Origin of the sequence: Pseudomonas orientalis (assembly GCF_022807995.1) — a bacterium.
Lineage (GTDB): Bacteria > Pseudomonadota > Gammaproteobacteria > Pseudomonadales > Pseudomonadaceae > Aquipseudomonas > Aquipseudomonas orientalis_B.
This window is the reverse complement of record NZ_CP094351.1, coordinates 19,990-38,222: the sequence shown is the minus strand read 5'-3', so window position 1 is coordinate 38,222 and position 18,233 is coordinate 19,990. Positions and strand designations below refer to the sequence as shown.

Genomic DNA, 18,233 nt, shown 5'->3' with positions numbered 1-18,233 from the left:
AGCACTTCATGCCTCTTGTCGTCTAACTGCCTCTGCAAGCCCCCGCAGTTCTTGCCATCCGGTCGTTAAGTTAGCTGCATCAGAAGTCATCTTTGGCTCTTAAGGAGTACATCATGGCATTTGATCTCATTACGTCTTCAGACTCCCGTCACTCCACCTTGCAGAAAGGCTTCAACCTGCGCTGGCCGTTGGGCAACGTGCAGGGCGAGTCGTCGTCCAACGGCGCGAGTCGCATCTACCTCTGCCACAGTCCCCAGGACATCATCGACGCCGCCGCCGAGGCGCTGGCGATCACCCACGGCCGTATAACGGTTCGAAGCGGTGGTCACTGCTACGAAGGTTTCGTCTCCAACAGGATGCCCGGCAACAGCGACGAGGTGCTATCGATTCTGGATATCAGCCCGCTGAACCAAGTGGTCTACGCTGCCGACGGGCAACTCGCTTCCGCGCTGGTGCCCGCGCGGCCTGAACGCTACAGCTTTCGCCTGGAGGCCGGTGCGCAGAATTGGGACGCCTACGTCAGGTTGTACAAGCTGGCCAATAAAACATTGCCGGGCGGCTCGTGCTATTCGGTAGGCCTGGGCGGGCATATCTGCGGAGGCGGCTATGGGTTGCTGTCACGCAAACATGGCCTGGTGTGCGATTGGCTGCACGGCGTGGACATGTTGGTGCCCAATGCACAGGGCAGCGGACTGACACCCGTGCATGTCTCGCGAGACAGTACAGACCCTGACGAGCTGGACCTCTTCGCGGCGTGTTGCGGCGCAGGCGGCGGTCAGTTCGGCATCATCACCAGCTATTACTTCAAGGCGTTGCCCGAGGCGCCGAAGGAAGTGCTCTGGCTGGCGCTGGAATGGGACTGGTCGCTGCTGACCGAGAAGTCCAGGCTCGACAATCTGCTTATTGCCTATCAAGACTGGTTCGCCCTCAACCAAAACAATCCCGACACCTGGGGATTGGCCACAAAACTGGAGATGCGCCACCCAAACACCGGCAATGTGACCCTGGGCGTTCACTACGTTGATCGGGCTGGAGGGCTGGAAGACCAGGCGCCCTTTGAAGATTTCGTCGCAAAAATGCTCGCCGCCATTGGCCTGCCCGCGACGGAATGCCTGGTGCCGTTTTACGTCGTGCATATGCCAAGCGGCGGCGCCCGCGGACGCACCATCAATGCATTGCCGGACGCATTGGCGGCCACACGACGCCTGGATTGGCTGGTGTGCCAGCAGACCTTGAACGGTTCGGGGGACAATCTGCGAGGGCGCTACAAGTCAGCCTATCAAAAGGGTGAGTTCACCCCTCAGGTGCTCCAGGCGATCTGGGACACACTGCACCTGGACGACCCTGATGAACACTTGACCCAGAGCCTGATACAAATCCAGTCATTTGGCGGGCGTATCAACGAGCCTTCACCGGCGGTTCGCAAAGAGTCGTCGGCTTCACAACGCTCCTCCTACCTGAAGTGGCAACCGCAATGTTATTGGCACGGTGCCGGCGAGGCGGCAGACCAGGCACACGCCCGCTGGATTCAGGGACTGTTTTTCCAAGCGTTTGCCAATGACCAGGGAGTGCCCCTCAATGACCAGTTCGAGGGTTGCTACATCAATTACCCGGACCTGGACATGACCCATGTCGGCGGCGACCCCAGCAATGGGAAAAATCCCTACTGGTACAAGATTTTCGTCCCCGACCTCATGATCGAAAGCCGCCTGCGCCGCACCAAGCGGCACTGGGACCCGCACAACATGTTCCGTAACGAGATGTCCGTGCCGTGAACAGGTAAGGCAACCCCAGGAACGATCGTTCCCACGCTCTGCGTGGGAACGATCAGCCTCAGGGTCGCATTGCTTACAACTCGATTCGCTCGACCTTGCCCACCAGCAACACATAGGAAAGCGCCCCCAGCAGCGCCAGCACCGCGATATAGGTAATCGCCGGCGCAAATGAATCACCACTGGCGAGAAAACCGATCACGATCGGCGTGGCAATGGCCGACAGGTTGCCGATGAAGTTGAACACACCACCGGTCAGCCCCAGCAAGCGGGCAGGTGCCAGCGTGGACACCAACGACCAGGTGATCGACGCCAGGCCGTTGCCGAAGAACGCCACCGCCAGGAATGCAATCACCCAGGCGGTGGAATCCACGTAGTTGGCGCCGATGATCGCGGTGGAAATCAGCAGCCCGCCGATGATCGGCAACTTGCGCGCAAAGCCTACCGACGCGCCCCGGCGAATCAGCCAGTCGGAAAAAATCCCGGAGCACAGCACACCGACGAACGCCGCCAGGAACGGCAGCGAGGCGAGCAGACCGGATTTGATGAAGTCCATGCCGCGATACTTCACCAGGTAGGTCGGGAACCAGGTCAGGAAGAACCACAGGGTGGAGTTCAGGCAGAACTGCCCCAGGTAGATGCCCCACAGCTTGCGCTTGCTCAGCACAATGCCCAGGTCAACCCAACTGAACGGCGCCTTGACGGCCTTTTCCTGCATATCCACCAGGCCGCCGCCCTCACGGATCAACTGGATTTCCGCCGCGTTGGCGCCTTTGAAGTCCATGGGCTCGCGGTACACCGCGTACCAGATCAGCGCCCACAAAATGCCGACGCCACCGGTGGCGACGAACACCATGTGCCAGCCGAATGCATGCTGCAGCCAGGCCAGCACGGGGGTGAGAAACGCCAGCCCGACAAACTGTCCGGAGGTGTAGACGCCAATCGCCGTGGCGCGCTCACGCTCGGGAAACCAGGTGGTCACCACCCGGCTGTTGATCGGATAGGCCGGGGCTTCCAGGGCGCCGACCGCCATGCGCAGCACGAACAACGCGATAAAGCTTGCGGCAAAGCCGAGCATGACGGTGGCAATGGACCACAGCAGCAGGGCGGCGGTGTAGAGAATGCGCGGGGGCACGCGGTCAACCAGCCAGCCGCCAGGGATCTGCATCGCAGCGTAAGTCCAGCCGAAGGCCGAGAAAATCAGCCCGACATGGACCGGGTCAATGCCCAGTTCGCTGGTCAGCGCCGGGGCGGCAATCGACAGGTTGCTGCGGTCGAGGTAATTGATCACCACGGTGATGAACAGCAGCACCATGATGAAGAAGCGCTTTCGGCTAGGCGTGACTAAAGGAGCCTGTCCGGTGAGGGATTCAGGGTGCATGGGGAGGTGCCTCTTTTTATGTTTATTGAGGTCTGAAAAACTGAGCTGTCTGACGAAATTGGATCAAATGTGGGAGGGGGCTTGCCCCCTCCCACATTTTTGACCGCATTTCAGTCAATCAACATCACCACTCGGCGAAACTTCCATCGGCATGGCGCCAGATCGGATTGCGCCAGCGGTGGCCGATGGCCGCGCGCTCGATCACATATTCCTCGTTGATCTCAATGCCCAGGCCCGGCCCGTTGGGGATCTTCACGAAGCCCTGGTCATAATCGAACACGCCCGGATCGCGCACGTAGTCGAGCAGATCATTGCTCTCGTTGTAGTGAATGCCCAGGCTCTGTTCCTGGATAAACGCGTTGTAGCACACCGCATCCAGTTGCAGACAGGCCGCCAGGGCAATCGGGCCCAGCGGGCAGTGCAGGGCCAGGGCCACGTCGTAGGCTTCGGCCATGTTGGCGATCTTGCGGGTTTCGGTGATGCCGCCGGCGTGGGACGCATCCGGCTGAATGATGTCGACGTAGCCTTCACTGAGTACACGCTTGAAGTCCCAACGCGAGAACAGGCGCTCGCCCAGGGCAATCGGGGTGCTGGTCAGCGGTGCCAGTTCCTTGAGGGCCTCGTAGTTTTCGCTGAGCACCGGTTCTTCGATGAACATCAGCTTGTACGGGTCCAGCTCCTTCATCAGCACCTTGGCCATGGGCTTGTGCACGCGGCCATGAAAGTCGACGCCGATGCCGACGTTGGGGCCGACCGCATCACGCACAGCAGCGACGTTGGCCAGGGCCAGGTCGACTTTTTCGAAGCTGTCGACGAACTGCAGCTCTTCGGTACCGTTCATTTTCACCGCAGTGAAACCACGGGCCACGGCCTCTTTGGCAGCGCGGGCGGTGTCGGCGGGGCGGTCGCCGCCAATCCACGAATACACGCGGATCTTGTCGCGCACCTGGCCGCCCAGCAGATCGCTGACGGACACACCCAGAGCCTTGCCCTTGATGTCCCACAACGCCTGGTCGATACCGGCCAGGGCGCTCATGTGCACAGCGCCACCGCGGTAGAAACCGCCGCGGTAGAGCACGGTCCAGATATCTTCGATATTGCGTGGGTCTTTGCCGATCAGGTAGTCGGACAATTCTTCGACGGCAGCGGCCACGGTGTGGGCGCGACCTTCAACCACGGGTTCACCCCAGCCGGTGACGCCCTGGTCGGTTTCGACCTTGAGGAAGCACCAGCGCGGCGGGACGATGAAGGTCGTCAGTTTGGTGATTTTCATCTGTTGTCTCTCTTATAGATGCAGCGCCAGCAGGCGCGGAACTTGAAATCAGCTCAGGGCTTTCCAGGCCGCGACATAAGCCTGGGCGCGGCTCGCAACCTGCTCGACGGTCATCCCCGGTTTGAACAATCCGGAGCCCAGCCCGAAGCCTTTGGCACCGGCGTCGGTAAACACTTGCATGTTGTCCGGGGTGATACCGCCCACCGGCAGCAGCAACGTGCCCGCCGGCAATACCGCAAGCCAGGCCTTGATCACCGCCGGGGCCATTTGCTCGGCCGGGAACAGTTTCAATACGTCGGCGCCTTCGGCCAGTGCGGCAAAGGCTTCGGTCGGCGTGGCGACGCCCGGCGACAGATACAAGCCCGCCGCTGTCGCCGCCCGCAATACCTTGGCATCGCTGTGGGGCATCACGATCACCTGACCGCCGGCGGCCTTGACCTGCTCGACCTGTTCGGGCGTGAGCACCGTACCGGCACCGATCAGGCAATCGGCGGGCAAGCTGTCGCGCAGGGTGCGGATGCTGGTGTAAGGGTCCGGCGAGTTGAGCGGCACTTCGATCACGCGAAAACCGGCCTGGTACAGCGCCCGGCCGACCGCTTCGGCTTCGTCCGGGCGCACACCGCGCAGGATCGCGATCAAACCGTTTTGTGCGAGTGCTGTTTTAAGCATGTCAGGCCTCCGTTACAGGTTGAGTGAGCCCGGCCGCCACGGCCAGTTGCCACAAACCGCGCTCGCTGGCTGCCTGCGCCAGGCTGACGTCGGCGAAGCCGCACAGCGCGAGGGCACGTTGATAGCGGGCGCAGAGGGGGGCGGCACCGACCAGGACGATCGGCTTGGGTTTTGCGCTGTCGGGTAAACCGGCGAGTTCATGACCGATCAGCAGGCCGGACAGGTAGTCGGGCTGCTGCTCAGGCGTCAGTTGGGCGGTCAGGCCGAGGGTACGGGCACTGAACAGGGTCGAGAGCACGCCGCGCCGACCGTCTGCCGACAGCGCGACCTGCACGCCGCGGTCAAACGCCTCGGTATGGAAATGTTTCGATGATTGCTGGGTACGCCCCAGGATGCTGTGCTGGCTCAATACGGCGAACAGCTCACCGGTCATGAACGTGTCGAAGTGAGTGATGCACCCCTCGACCACCTCGACCCATTTGGAATGGCTGCCCGGCAGGCCGATCAGTACTTGAGTCGCAAGCCCGTGCAGCACGCCGAGCACCTGGGTTTCTTCGCCGCGCATCACATTGGGCAGGCCGACCTGTTCGATCACGCCCGGCACGATATGCACATCGACACCACGCACGCTGCGCACCTTGTGCAGCGCCTGGCCCAGGCTGGCCACATCCACCGGGGTGTTGCGATAAGCCGCTTCGCTCCAACCCTGTGCGCTGCCGACCATGCCGCAGGCAATCACCGGCAGGTCGGGCTGGGCGTCGAGCCAGTCCCCGCAGGCGGTATCAAAGGCCAGCTCGAAACCATTGCTGCAACGCACGCCCGCGATGTCACGCGGTTCACTGGGCAAATGCATGATGCCCGACGCCAGTGAGCGTTGTTCCAGCACCACGCCGGCGGGGCCTAGTTTGTAAGCACGAAGGGAGCTGGTTCCCCAATCGAGCGCGATCAATTGCGCCTGCATCGCTTCACCTGAAATGAGTGGGTGCTGAAAAAAGCAGATGGGCGAATATAAACCTAAGCTTTGTAATATCTCAATATATAAATACATGTCCCATATATTGGGAGTATGACGCACAAAATCCTACAGCTCATTGAGAAAATGAGCATTGCATCAACGCAAACAGGTTAGAAAACAGACAAATCCAGCTCCCGCATCGCGCCCATCCAGATCGCGTAATCGGTGTGATCCTTCAGGTCATCGCCGGTCTCGGGGTGCAGGAACACCACCAGGCCATTGCGGTGCAGCGCCAGCCACGGCAGCACCACGCCAATGTATTCCGGCTCGAATGCCAACTGGCAGCTCCAGTCCGGGTGCGGGCCCACCGCACGCTCATGCACACGCCCCATGCGCAGCGGGAACAGCGCCGCCGCGTCCTCACACAAGGTGCGTGCCTGCTCAAGGGTGTCGGCGTCGAAGTAGATATGGGCGTGATAGGCCTTGATACGTTGCATGACGGACTCCGGATCCACTGTGCGCCGATCCTAGACCGCAATCGACGGCAGGGCCAGCCCGGTCAATGACTGCGCACTGCTGGCCTGCTCCGCCACCAGCCAATCGACAAACCGTTCGACCAGCTGCCCACGACGCTTGCGCTGAGGCTGCACCACGTAATAGCCGAAGCGCGAGACCACCGTGTCGCCGATCGGCCTGCACAGCCAGTTCTGCTCCAACAGGTTATCCACCAGGTGGCGCCAGCCGATCGCGACGCCCTGGCCGGCAATAGCCGCCTGAATCAACAGCGTGTAATTGTCGAAACGCAACTGGCCAGGGGTGGGTGCGGCGCTGATACCCAGTTCGCGAAACACACCGGCCCAATCGAACCATTGCCGATTGTTCTCCTGGCGCAAGTGCAGCAGGGGGTAGTCCGGCAGGGTCTGCACCGTCAGCGCTGTGGCCTGGTTCCTGAGCCACTGCGGGCTGCACACCGGGAACACTTCCTCGTTGAACAACCAGAGGCTGTCGCCTTGCTTGAAACGTCCATCGCCAAACAGCACCGCCACGTCGATGTCGCTGCGCAGGCTGGCGTGGTTGCGCTCGCTGGTCACCAGGCTCACGTCGACCTGCGGGTTGGCCTGGTGGAAACGATGCAGACGCGGCATCAGCCAGTAGGCGGCGAAGGCGAAGTCGGTGGCCACTTGCAGCACTTCATGCTGGTCCTGCCGGGTGACGGTGCCGAGGCCCAGGTTGATGGTTTGCAGGCCCGCTTGCACGTGTTCGAACAACAGGGCGCCGGCGTCGGTCAATTCGATGCCACGGTAGATGCGATCGAACAAGCGGATCGCCAGTTGCTCTTCAAGCCGTTTGATCTGTTGGCTGATGGCCGGTTGGGTGGTGCCCAGCTCCATCGCGGCGCCGGTAAAACTGCGCTGGCGCGCAGCCGCTTCGAACGCACGCAGCAGGTCGAGGGAGAGGTCTCCGAGCGCTTCATACATAAGCCGTGCTTATCCTAGGTATTGTTCTTCATGGGCTTTACCGCTATTTCATGGGGCCGCATGCTCATTCGCATAAACACTGCCTATGGAATGCCGAGAAACCATGAAGCGCAAGAACATTCTTTTCATCATGGCCGATCAAATGGCCGCGCCGATGTTGCCGCTCTACGGGCCTTCCCCGATCAAGCTGCCAAACCTGAGCCGCCTCGCCGAACAAGGCGTGGTCTTCGACGCCGCCTACTGCAACAGCCCGCTGTGCGCACCTTCGCGCTTCACACTGGTCAGCGGCCAGCTGCCGAGCAAGATTGGCGCCTACGACAACGCGGCGGATTTTCCCGCCGATGTGCCGACCTATGCCCACTACCTGCGTCGCCTCGGCTACCGCACGGCGCTGTCGGGCAAGATGCATTTCTGTGGTCCCGACCAGTTGCACGGTTATGAAGAGCGCCTGACCAGCGACATCTACCCGGCCGACTACGGCTGGGCGGTGAACTGGGACGAACCGGATGTACGCCCCACCTGGTATCACAACATGGCCTCGGTGCTGCAAGCCGGGCCATGCGTGCGCACCAACCAGCTGGATTTCGATGAAGAGGTGGTGTTCAAGGCTCAGCAATACCTGTTCGATCATATCCGCGAGGACAGCGAGCAGCCGTTCTGTCTGACGGTGTCGATGACCCATCCCCACGACCCGTACACCATTCCCAAACCATTCTGGGACCTGTACGACGACAACGACATTCCCTTGCCGGCGACGCCGGCCCAGGGCGATCTCGACCCCCATTCCCAGCGTTTGCTCAAAGTCTATGACCTGTGGGGCAAGCCGCTGCCTGTGGATAAGATCCGCGATGCACGGCGTGCCTATTTCGGCGCATGCAGCTACATCGACAGCAACGTTGGCAAGCTGCTGCAAACCCTGCAAGACACCGGCCTGGCCGATAACACCATCATCATCTTCTCCGGCGACCACGGCGATATGCTGGGCGAACGCGGCCTCTGGTACAAAATGCACTGGTTCGAAATGGCCGCCCGCGTGCCGCTGCTGATCAGTGCGCCAGGCCAATTCGCGGCGCGCCGTGTGACCCAGGCCGTCTCGACCGCCGACCTGTTGCCCACCCTGGTGGAGCTGGCCGGCGGCGAGCTGGACCCGCGCCTGCCGCTGGATGGCCGTTCGCTGCTGGCACACTTGCAAGGCGAGGGCGGGCACGACGAAGTGTTTGGCGAATACATGGCCGAAGGTACCATCAGCCCGCTGATGATGATTCGCCGGGGCGCCTATAAATTCATCTACAGCGAAGACGACCCCTGTCTACTGTTCGATGTGCATAACGACCCGCACGAGCGGGAGAACCTCAACCAGTCACCGGAACACCGGCCACTGTTCGAGGCGTTCTTGAATGAGGCCCGGGCCAAATGGGACATCCCGGCGATCCACCAACAGGTGCTCGCCAGCCAACGCCGCCGTCGCCTGGTGTTCCAAGCACTGACCCAGGGCAAGCTCAAGAGCTGGGATCACCAGCCACTGGTGGACGCGAGTCAGCAGTACATGCGCAACCATATCGACCTCGACGACCTGGAGCGCAAGGCACGTTATCCACAACCCTGCCAACACTAAAAAATACAGAGGGAAGGCCATGCAAAAGTTAACGGTAGTGCTGGGCATCCTGGCGTTGAGCAGCGCCAATGCATTTGCGGACTCGAGTTGCGAAACGGTGAAAATGGCCGATCCCGGCTGGAGCGACATTGCGGCCACCAATGCCATCACCGGTTTTCTGCTGACCGGCATGGGCTACACGCCCAAGGTCGACACCCTGGCCGTGCCGATTACCTTTGGCGGGCTCAAGGATGGCCAGGTGGATGTGTTCATGGGCAACTGGATGCCGGCGCAACAAGGCTTCTACGACAAGTTCGTGGCCAATGGTGATGTCGTACAGTTGGCCAAGAATCTCGACGGCACCGAGTTCACCCTCGCCGTGCCGGACTATGTGTGGAACGCCGGCGTGCATGATTTTGCCGACCTGAATAAATTCGCCGACCGGTTCGGCAAGAAGATCTACGGCATCGGCTCCGGCGCGCCGGCGAATATCTCGTTGCAGGAGATCATCAAGAAGAATGATTTTGACCTCGGCCAGTGGAAGCTGGTCGAGTCGAGTGAGCAGGCGATGCTCGCCGAAGTCTCGCGAGCGGTAAAGAAACAGCGCTTCGTCACCTTCCTCGGCTGGACGCCGCACCCCATGAACGTGCAACTGAAAATGCACTACCTCACAGGCGGCGAGCAGTATTTCGGCAGCACCGGCAGCGTCTACACCTTGACCCGCAAGGGCTATGCGCAAGCCTGTCCGAATGTGGGCAAACTGCTGACCAACCTGAGTTTCACCCAGGACATGGAAAACAGCATCATGGCTGAAGTGGCCAACAACAAGGCCAGCAATACCGAAGCTGCCAAGGCGTGGATCAAGGCCAACCCGGCGGTATTGGACAAGTGGCTGGAGGGCGTGAAAACCCTGGATGGCAAGGATGCGTTGGCAGCGGTAAAAGCCAACCTCTAAGACACATCACAATCCAAATGTGGGAGGGGGCACTTGCCCTAATGCCCTCTGTAGGAGCGAGCTTGCTCGCGAAAAACGTCAACGATAACGCGTGCTTTCTGAATGAACGCGGTGCCTGTGAGTTTTTCGCGAGCAAGCTCGCTCCTACAACAAAGCTGACTGGCACTAGGGGCTTGTTCCCTCCCACAAGGATCAGTGTGTACTGATACCCTGAGCCCAACCTGTGAATCCGAGCCTGCGATGTCCCGGCCCAACCGCTACACACTGTTCCCTTTCCTCAGTTGGCTGCCGTGCCAAACCCGCGCCAGCGTCGGTCGGGACGCCATCGTCGGCCTCAGTGGCGCCGTACTCGCGCTGCCACAGTCGATTGCCTACGCACTGATTGCCGGGCTCCCACCGGAGTACGGGCTGTACGCGGCCATCATTCCGGTGTTGATCGCGTGCCTGTGGGGCTCGTCCTGGCACCTGATCTGCGGTCCTACAGCGGCAATTTCCATTGTGCTCTACGCCAGTATCAGCCCGCTGGCGGTGCCGGGTTCCCAGGATTACATCACCTTGATCCTGCTGCTGACCGTCCTCGCCGGAGTGTTCCAGTGGTTACTGGGCATGCTGCGCTTCGGCGCGCTGGTGAATTTCGTCTCCCATTCGGTGGTGCTGGGGTTCACCCTGGGCGCCGCCGTGGTGATCGCCCTGGGTCAGTTGCCCAACCTGCTGGGGCTGGACCTGCCGAGCCAGGCCACCGCGATTAACAGCCTGCTGGCGCTGCTCGAGCATGCCGGCGAGTGGGACCGCGCATCGCTCATCCTGGGCCTGGGCACCTTGCTGGTCGGCGCACTGCTCAAATACCTGGTGCCACGCTGGCCGAGCCTGTTGATCGCCCTGGCCCTGGGCAGCCTCGCCACATGGCTGTGGCCGGCGCTGTTCGGGCAGGTGGCGTTGGTCAGTTCGTTCATCGGCAAGCTGCCACCCTTGCGCCCGTTGCCCATGGACCTGGACACGATCCTGCGCCTGCTGCCGAGCGCCGTGGCGGTGGGCATGCTGGGGCTGGTGACCAGCCTGTCGATTGCCCGCTCACTGTCGGCCCGTTCGCAGCAACTGCTCGACGCCAATCAAGAAGTTCGCGCCCAGGGCTTATCCAATATCGTCGGCGGATTTTTCTCCGGGTATCTGTCGGCAGGTTCATTCACCCGTTCCGGCCTCAGTTATGAGGCGGGCGCCCGCTCGCCATTGGCCGGCGTGTTTTCCGCGCTCTGGGTGGCGCTGTTCGCGCTGTTTGGCGCGGGGTTGATCGCGCACATTCCGATTCCGAGCATGGCGGCAAGTATCCTGTTGATCTGCTGGGGGCTGGTGGACCACCGCGGCATCCGTGCGTTGTACCGCGTGAGCCGCGCCGAATTCGTGGTGATGGCGCTGACATGTGTTGCTACCTTGCTGCTGGAACTGCAAACGGCGATTTACGCCGGGGTACTCGCGTCGTTGTTTTTCTACCTCAAGCGCACCTCTCAACCCCGGGTGCAGCAATGGCGCGACGGTGACGAGGATGTGTTGCGCGTGGGTGGCTCGATCTTTTTTGGCGCCAGCCACTACCTGCAGGTGCGGCTGCAACGGTTGCAGCGCGAGCGGGTGGTGATCGAGGCGCAGCAGATCAACTTTATCGACTACTCCGGGGTGGAGATGCTGCACCAGGAAGCGCGGCGGCTGAAGGGGCTGGGACGCAGCCTGACCTTGCGCGGGGCCAGGCCGCAGGTGGTTGAAGACTTGAAGAAGCTGGAAGGCGCCGAAAACTGCCCCATCCATTTCGAAGACTGAATGCGATCAAAGTGTGGGAGGGGGCTTGCCCCCGATAGCGGTGCTTCAGCCAACACATGGGTAGCTGACAGATCGCCATCGGGGGCAAGCCCCCTCCCACATTTGGATGTATGTCAGGCCAACTGGCGGCGCAGCTCGGCCAGTACCGGCGCCGACTCTGGGCGCACGCCGCGCCACAGGAAGAACGCTTCGGCCGCCTGTTCAACCAGCATGCCCAGGCCGTCCATCGCTACCGCTGCACCCTGCTCACTGGCCCAGCGACAGAAGGCGGTCGGCTCCTTGGCATACATCATGTCGTAGCAGAACGTCCTGCCCGGTTCGATCAAACTGCCCGCAATCGGCGGTACATCGCCTGACAGGCTGGCGGAGGTGGCGTTGATAACCACGTCCACCGGCTCACGCAACCAGTCGAAACCACTGGCGGACACCGGCCCCAGGTCGTCGAACAGTTCGGCCAGCGCTTCGGCTTTTTCCACGGTGCGGTTGGCGATGATCAGCGAGGCAGGCTTCTCGGCCAGCAACGGTTCCAATGCGCCGCGTACCGCGCCACCGGCGCCCAGCAGCAGGATGCGCTTGCCATGCAGGTCCAGCCCGGCGTTGACCTTGAGGTCACGTACCAGGCCAGCGCCGTCGGTGTTATCACCCAGCAACCTGCCATCGGCCAGCGTGCTCAGGGTATTCACCGCGCCGGCGCGTTGGGCGCGCTCGGTGAGGGTGTCGGCCAGCCGGAAAGCGTCTTCCTTGAACGGTACGGTGACATTGGCCCCACGCCCGTGTTGAAAGAACTCACGGGCGCAGCCGATGAAATCCTCCAGTGGCGCGAGCAGCGTGCTGTAGTCCATTTGCTCGCCGGTCTGCTCGGCGAACAGGCGGTGAATCAACGGTGACTTGCTGTGACCGATGGGATTGCCGAAGACGACATAGCGATCCATCACACCACCACCTCGGGCGCAGCCAGGCCGAGCCAGTCGCGGTCTTGCAGGAAATAGTCGGTAAGGCGCGCTTCTTCGCTGCCGGCCTCGGCTTTCCAGTCGTAGCTCCAGCGCACCTGGGGCGGCAGCGACATCAGGATCGACTCGGTACGCCCGCCCGACTGCAGGCCAAACAGCGTGCCGCGGTCATAGACGAGGTTGAACTCGACGTAACGGCCCCGACGGAACTCCTGGAACTGGCGTTGCTGTTCGGTATAGGCCATCGCCTGGCGACGTTGCACGATCGGCAGGTAGGCGTCGATGTAGGCATCACCGATGGCGCGGATGAAGGCGAAACAGGTGTCGAAGCCCCACTCGTTCAAGTCATCGAAAAACAGGCCGCCGATGCCGCGCGGCTCGTTGCGGTGCTTGATATGGAAATAGGTGTCGCACCAGGCCTTATAGCGCGGGTAAACGTCCGCACCGAACGGCGCGCAGGCCTGCTCGGCCACGCGATGCCAATGGATGCAATCTTCTTCGTTGCCGTAATAGGGCGTCAGGTCAAAGCCGCCACCAAACCACCACACCGGTTCTTCGCCTTCTTTTTCGGCAGTGAAAAAGCGCACGTTGGCGTGGGAAGTCGGCACGTGAGGGTTGTGGGGATGGATCACCAGCGACACGCCCAGCGCCTCGAAGCCGCGACCGGCCAGTTCAGGGCGATGGGCACTGGCGGACGGGGGCAAGCCGCTGCCAAACACGTGGGAAAAATTGACGCCGCCTTTTTCGATAACCGACCCGTTTTCAATCACACGGGTGCGCCCGCCGCCGCCGGCAGGCCGGGTCCAGGCGTCTTCGATAAAGCGCGTGTCCGTCTCAAAGGTTTCCAGGGCGCTGCAAATGCGGTCTTGCAGATCGAGCAGGTAGGCTTTTACAGCCTCGGTGCGAGTAGTCATGGCATCACCTTGAATCGGGCAAAGCTACGCGAGGCCATTGGGCATCGGCGGCAAATGGGCGCACAGGATAACACTGCACTCCACGCCGTCGCAGTTGACGGAGATCAAGCTTAGGAGTCCGATAGGGGCCTTCGTTTATTCGACCCAAGGAGAAGGTAGATGGCCAAACGTATCCAGTTCAGCGCCCATGGCGGCCCCGACGTGCTCGAGTATGTGGACTACACGCCAGCGGAGCCTGGCCCACAGCAGGTTCGGGTGCGTAATGAAGCCATTGGCCTGAACTTCATCGACACGTATTTTCGCAGCGGCCTCTACGCGCCACCGGCGTTGCCCTCGGGCCTGGGGGCCGAAGGCGCCGGTGTGGTCGATGCCGTGGGCAGTGAAGTCAGCCAATTCAAGGTCGGCGACCGCGTGGCCTATGGCAGCGGCCCGCTCGGCGCCTACAGCCAGTTGCACGTACTGCCCGCCGCCAACCTGGTGCATCTGCCGGACGAAATCAGTTTCGAACAGGCCGCCGGCGCCATGCTCAAGGGCCTGACCGTGCAATACCTGTTACGCCAGACCTATGAGTTGAAGGGCGGCGAAACCATCTTGTTCCACGCAGCTGCCGGCGGCGTCGGCTCCCTGGCCTGCCAATGGGCCAAGGCGCTGGGTGTGAAGTTGATCGGCACAGTGAGCTCACCGGAGAAAGCCGCCCTGGCCAAATCCCTTGGCGCCTGGGAAACCATCGATTACAGCAAGGAAAATGTCGCACAACGCGTGCTGGAATTGACTGACGGTAAAAAGGTGCCGGTGGTGTATGACGGCGTCGGCAAGGACACCTGGTTAACCTCGCTGGACAGCGTGGCACCGCGTGGCCTGGTGGTGAGTTTCGGGAATGCGTCGGGCGCGGTGGACGGGGTGAACCTGGGGATTCTGTCGGCGAAGGGGTCGTTGTATGTCACGCGGCCGACGCTGGCGACCTACGCGAGCAACCCGAAGGACTTGCAGGCGATGGCCGACGATCTGTTCTCGATGATCAAGAGCGGCAAGGTGCGCATTGATATCAACCAGCGCTATGCGCTGGCGGATGCGGCGAAGGCGCAGACCGAGTTGTCCGGACGGCGCACGACCGGTTCAACAATCCTGCTGCCTTAAGAAAGCCATCGGGGGCAAGCCCCCTCCCACCCTTGATCGGTGTCCGTCATGACAACTCGGTCAAATGTGGGAGGGGGCTTGCCCCCGATAGACGCGACTCGGTCTCAGGACGGCCGCACCACATCCCCCGTCGCCAGGTCACGAATCAGGCTCGGATTCTTGCGCCCACCCAGGGCGCCGCCCAGCACAAGGTCCACCTGCCCCCGGAAATACTGCTCCACCCGAATCCGCGTACGCGCGGCCGGGCGGCCCTGAGGGTTGGCCGACGTGGAAATCAGCGGCCCGACCTGGGCGCACAAATCCCGTACCAGCGGATGATCACTGACCCGCAGCGCCACGGTGTCATGCACACCCGTGACCCATTCCGGCAGCAAGTCCTGATGGGGCACCAGCCAGGTATTCGGTCCAGGCCAGGTGCTGGCCATGCGCTCGATCCAGGTGTCGGGAAAGTCTTCGAACAGGAAGTCGAACTGGCGAATATTATCGGCCACCAGGATCAGGCCCTTATCCACGGAGCGATTTTTGATCGCCAGCAGACGGTCCACCGCTTCTTCATTCCACGGGTCGCAGCCCAGCCCCCAGACCGCTTCGGTCGGATAGGCAATCACCGCACCTGCGCGAATTTCTCGCGCGGCTTCCAGCACACGCCACCTGTTGACCATTGTTTACTCTCCGAACTAAAGCTCTGGGCAGTTTACCGATCTTCGTTACAAAACCCAGCTACAACCGCTCGCCGCGCGCAAGCCAGCGCCCACTTTCACAGATCACCTGGCCCTCGAGTTCAAGGTCGGTGAGGCTCGCCAGTACTTGGGACAACGGCTGTCCACTGGCAAGCGCCAGGGCTTCGCTGGTATGCGGCGCTGCATGCAACAGGGCGACCAGCGGATGCACAACCGGCACCGGCGCCGGGCGTGACAACGCCTGCCAACCGCGCAAGCCTTCAAGAATGTGCTCGATGGTTTCCACCAGCACCGCGCCATCGCGGATCAACTGGTGACAGCCCCTGGCTGCAGGGTGATGGATGGAGCCCGGAATGGCATACACCTCTCGTCCTTGTTCCGCCGCCAGCCGTGCGGTAATCAGCGAACCGCTGGCGATGCTGGCTTCCACCACCAGAACCCCCAGGGACAAACCGCTGATAATACGATTGCGCCGTGGAAAGTTACCGGCCTGGGGTGGCGCGTCCAGTGGAAACTCGGAAACCACGGCGCTGCCTTGGGCAATCATGGTGGCGGCGAGGTGCTTGTGGCGCTGTGGATAAAGTTTTTCCAGACCGGTGCCGAGTACACCGATGGTACGACCGCCCACGTCCAATGCCGCCTGATGGGCCGCGCCATCGATACCCAAGGCAAGGCCGCTGGTGATGACAAAGCCGGCGCTTGCCAGGCTGCGGGAAAAGGCGGCGGCGGTGTCCATGCCGGGTCGGGAAGCACGACGACTGCCCACCACGGCCAACTGCGGTTTTTCCAGCAGCGATGGGTCGCCGGCAACGAATAACAGCGGCGGAGCGCCCTCAATCTGGCCGAGCAGCGCAGGGTAATCGGGCTGGTCCCACATCAGTAAATGCTGGCCCGGGCGGGCCAGCCAGGCCAATGCCGCACTGGCCCCATCGCGAATATCCGCACTGCGCCGGGCATCGGCACTGACGGCCGGCAACCCGAGCGCGCGCCAGGCACTGGCGGGTGCGCTGATGGCTTTCGATGCGGAGCCGAACGCCTCGATCAACCGGTGGAAACGCCTGGGACCCAGTTCCGGCAGCCTGTGCAAGCGTAGCCGGGCCTCCAGCTCAGCGGGGGAAATATCATTGCTGTTTATCGGGAACATCTGATCATCCTTGATCGGAACAAGCTGTGGATAACTCTGTTGGTAACTTATTTAGCAGGCTATTTATTGCATGGGGTCGTCAGTCTCGAAACGATCCATGACCGCCAACGGTCGCGATGCGCTTAGAACCAGGGCATAGCTGAGTTTTTCATAGGTGCGAAACACCAGCAGGGTCCCGGCGCGCACATCCGGGAGTCGCGTCGGGGCGCCGGTGAGTACATCGCGCAGCGAGGCGCCGGGCCTGATCACGGTGAGCAATTGGCCTTCGACCACGCCATCCCGGCGCCCCTTGTTCAACGTTACCGCATCCAGGATGCCGATCTGCGTGACGCCCTTGGGGATGTCGATGATGTGACCTTCAACAAAGGGAGCGGATGCAGGCGTTTGCAGATTGGCCAGGTCCACGCCAGGTTCGGTGCGGAGCAAACGATCGCCTGGGCGCACTTCCTGGGTAACCCGCTGCACGGCGAGGGTGGTGAGGTCATCGGTCAGCAAAAAACGCGCGGTACCGATGTGGCTGGCGTTAATCCCAAGCAGTTCGTGGGTGTCGGGATCGGTGTAGACCTTGCCCTGGCGGAAGATTCCGTAGCTCGTCTGAGCCGGGTCCAGCCTGCCCCTGGCGTAGATGCGCTCTGCATTGGCGCCCAGCACGCGCCCTCCCTCGGCGGCGACAATATAAGGCGCGTTGTCCAGGTCCTGGGGCGAATCGAGCAGGCGGTTATGCAGTAAAAAGCCCTGTATAGCCTTTTGCGTGACAGGGTCCAGGCGCTGGCCGGGCTGTGGAATCAGCGCCATGGCCAGCGGGGCCCATAGCAGCAAGACGAGTAGCGATTTCCTCATGGGGTCAATCTCCTTTATTATGTGCGTTCGCGTGAAACGCCATAGCCTTCGCGGCTTTCGAACGTTTCACACCGGCTGCCTGGGTCCATCCCACCGCCGATTTGCCTCTACCTCACATGTGCAGCAATTACGCTTATGGCTATTTTGAACATCCTCGAATTTCCCGACTCGCGCCTGCGCACGATCGCCAAGCCGGTGGCCGTAGTGGACGACAAGGTTCGTCAGTTGGTCGATGACATGTTTGAAACAATGTATGAAGCCCCGGGCATCGGCCTCGCCGCGACCCAGGTCAACGTGCATCTGCGCGTCGTGGTGATGGACCTGTCCGAAGATCGCAGCGAACCCCGGGTTTACATCAACCCCGAGTTCGAACCGCTGACCGACGAGATGGGCGAATACCAGGAAGGTTGCCTGTCGGTGCCGGAGTTCTACGAGAACGTCGAACGCCCATTGCGTGTGAAAATCAAGGCCCTGGACCGCGACGGCAAGCCGTTCGAGCTGATTGCCGAAGGCCTGTTGGCGGTGTGCATCCAGCACGAGTGCGACCACCTCAACGGCAAGCTGTTTGTCGATTACCTGTCCACGCTCAAACGTGACCGGATCAAGAAGAAGCTGGAAAAAAAGCATCGCCAGCAAGCTTGATGCCCTCCTTCCAAAGGCTTGCTGCGGCAAGCCTTTTTCT

At 61.6% G+C, this 18,233-nt stretch carries 17 protein-coding genes; 6 read left to right on the top strand and 11 right to left on the bottom strand.

All coding sequences use genetic code 11. The features are described from left to right. The first annotated feature begins 113 nt into the window (after window positions 1–113). Window positions 114–1,775: an FAD-dependent oxidoreductase gene (locus tag MRY17_RS00165; protein ID WP_181285623.1), complete on the top strand. Its 1,662-nt coding sequence runs from the start codon at window positions 114–116 to the stop codon at window positions 1,773–1,775. Window positions 1,776–1,848: 73 nt separating this feature from the next. Here the strand turns inward: MRY17_RS00165 and MRY17_RS00160 are convergent, their stop codons facing one another. From MRY17_RS00160 to MRY17_RS00135, 6 genes are all read right to left on the bottom strand, one after another. Next, on the bottom strand, window positions 1,849–3,153 hold the full coding sequence (locus tag MRY17_RS00160) for an MFS transporter (protein ID WP_243353088.1): 1,305 nt from the start codon (window positions 3,151–3,153) through the stop codon (window positions 1,849–1,851). Between the two features lie 124 nt (window positions 3,154–3,277). Continuing rightward, window positions 3,278–4,426 (bottom strand): galactonate dehydratase, encoded by a 1,149-nt coding sequence (gene dgoD / locus MRY17_RS00155; protein ID WP_003170741.1) that lies wholly within the window; start codon window positions 4,424–4,426, stop codon window positions 3,278–3,280. A 48-nt stretch (window positions 4,427–4,474) separates the two neighbouring features. Further along, window positions 4,475–5,095 (bottom strand): 2-dehydro-3-deoxy-6-phosphogalactonate aldolase, encoded by a 621-nt coding sequence (locus tag MRY17_RS00150; protein WP_243353087.1) that lies wholly within the window; start codon window positions 5,093–5,095, stop codon window positions 4,475–4,477. Between the two features lies 1 nt (window position 5,096). Continuing rightward, window positions 5,097–6,056 (bottom strand): 2-dehydro-3-deoxygalactonokinase, encoded by a 960-nt coding sequence (locus MRY17_RS00145; RefSeq protein WP_181285620.1) that lies wholly within the window; start codon window positions 6,054–6,056, stop codon window positions 5,097–5,099. 164 nt (window positions 6,057–6,220) lie between these two features. Continuing rightward, on the bottom strand, window positions 6,221–6,547 hold the full coding sequence (locus MRY17_RS00140) for a DOPA 4,5-dioxygenase family protein (RefSeq protein WP_243353086.1): 327 nt from the start codon (window positions 6,545–6,547) through the stop codon (window positions 6,221–6,223). A gap of 30 nt (window positions 6,548–6,577) precedes the next feature. Next, window positions 6,578–7,528: a choline sulfate utilization transcriptional regulator gene (locus MRY17_RS00135; protein ID WP_243353085.1), complete on the bottom strand. Its 951-nt coding sequence runs from the start codon at window positions 7,526–7,528 to the stop codon at window positions 6,578–6,580. Between the two features lie 103 nt (window positions 7,529–7,631). Between MRY17_RS00135 and betC the strand changes: the two genes are divergently transcribed. The 3 genes from betC (at window position 7,632) to MRY17_RS00120 (ending at window position 11,886) form a co-directional block, all read left to right on the top strand. After that, window positions 7,632–9,143 carry a choline-sulfatase gene (betC, locus tag MRY17_RS00130; RefSeq protein WP_243353084.1) on the top strand — a complete coding sequence of 504 codons (1,512 nt, stop codon included), beginning with the start codon at window positions 7,632–7,634 and terminating at the stop codon, window positions 9,141–9,143. 19 nt (window positions 9,144–9,162) lie between these two features. After that, window positions 9,163–10,077 carry a choline ABC transporter substrate-binding protein gene (gene choX / locus MRY17_RS00125; RefSeq protein WP_181285616.1) on the top strand — a complete coding sequence of 305 codons (915 nt, stop codon included), beginning with the start codon at window positions 9,163–9,165 and terminating at the stop codon, window positions 10,075–10,077. 240 nt (window positions 10,078–10,317) lie between these two features. Further along, window positions 10,318–11,886, top strand: a complete 1,569-nt coding sequence (locus MRY17_RS00120; protein ID WP_243353083.1) for a SulP family inorganic anion transporter — start codon at window positions 10,318–10,320, stop codon at window positions 11,884–11,886. Window positions 11,887–11,999: 113 nt separating this feature from the next. On the opposite strand, the gene aroE is transcribed toward MRY17_RS00120, so the two are convergent. Further along, entirely contained in the window at window positions 12,000–12,818 is an 819-nt protein-coding gene (gene aroE / locus MRY17_RS00115; protein WP_191956289.1) for a shikimate dehydrogenase, read from the bottom strand. Beyond that, window positions 12,818–13,750 carry an oxygen-dependent coproporphyrinogen oxidase gene (gene hemF / locus MRY17_RS00110; protein ID WP_181284490.1) on the bottom strand — a complete coding sequence of 311 codons (933 nt, stop codon included), beginning with the start codon at window positions 13,748–13,750 and terminating at the stop codon, window positions 12,818–12,820. Before hemF ends, aroE begins: the two co-directional genes overlap by 1 nt. A gap of 159 nt (window positions 13,751–13,909) precedes the next feature. On the opposite strand from hemF, the gene MRY17_RS00105 reads away from it, so the two are divergent. Next, window positions 13,910–14,887: an NADPH:quinone reductase gene (locus tag MRY17_RS00105; RefSeq protein WP_124356410.1), complete on the top strand. Its 978-nt coding sequence runs from the start codon at window positions 13,910–13,912 to the stop codon at window positions 14,885–14,887. Between the two features lie 104 nt (window positions 14,888–14,991). Here MRY17_RS00105 and MRY17_RS00100 read toward each other — a convergent pair whose 3' ends face one another. From MRY17_RS00100 to MRY17_RS00090, 3 genes are all read right to left on the bottom strand, one after another. Continuing rightward, window positions 14,992–15,549 carry an L-threonylcarbamoyladenylate synthase gene (locus tag MRY17_RS00100; protein WP_057725743.1) on the bottom strand — a complete coding sequence of 186 codons (558 nt, stop codon included), beginning with the start codon at window positions 15,547–15,549 and terminating at the stop codon, window positions 14,992–14,994. A gap of 58 nt (window positions 15,550–15,607) precedes the next feature. Next, a complete protein-coding gene (dprA, locus tag MRY17_RS00095; protein WP_243353082.1) occupies window positions 15,608–16,711 on the bottom strand; it encodes a DNA-processing protein DprA in 1,104 nt (367 codons plus the stop codon). A gap of 63 nt (window positions 16,712–16,774) precedes the next feature. Further along, window positions 16,775–17,551, bottom strand: a complete 777-nt coding sequence (locus tag MRY17_RS00090; protein WP_243353081.1) for a peptidoglycan-binding protein — start codon at window positions 17,549–17,551, stop codon at window positions 16,775–16,777. Window positions 17,552–17,686: 135 nt separating this feature from the next. On the opposite strand from MRY17_RS00090, the gene def reads away from it, so the two are divergent. After that, entirely contained in the window at window positions 17,687–18,193 is a 507-nt protein-coding gene (gene def / locus MRY17_RS00085) for a peptide deformylase (RefSeq protein WP_005783383.1), read from the top strand. The last annotated feature ends 40 nt before the right edge of the window (window positions 18,194–18,233 follow it).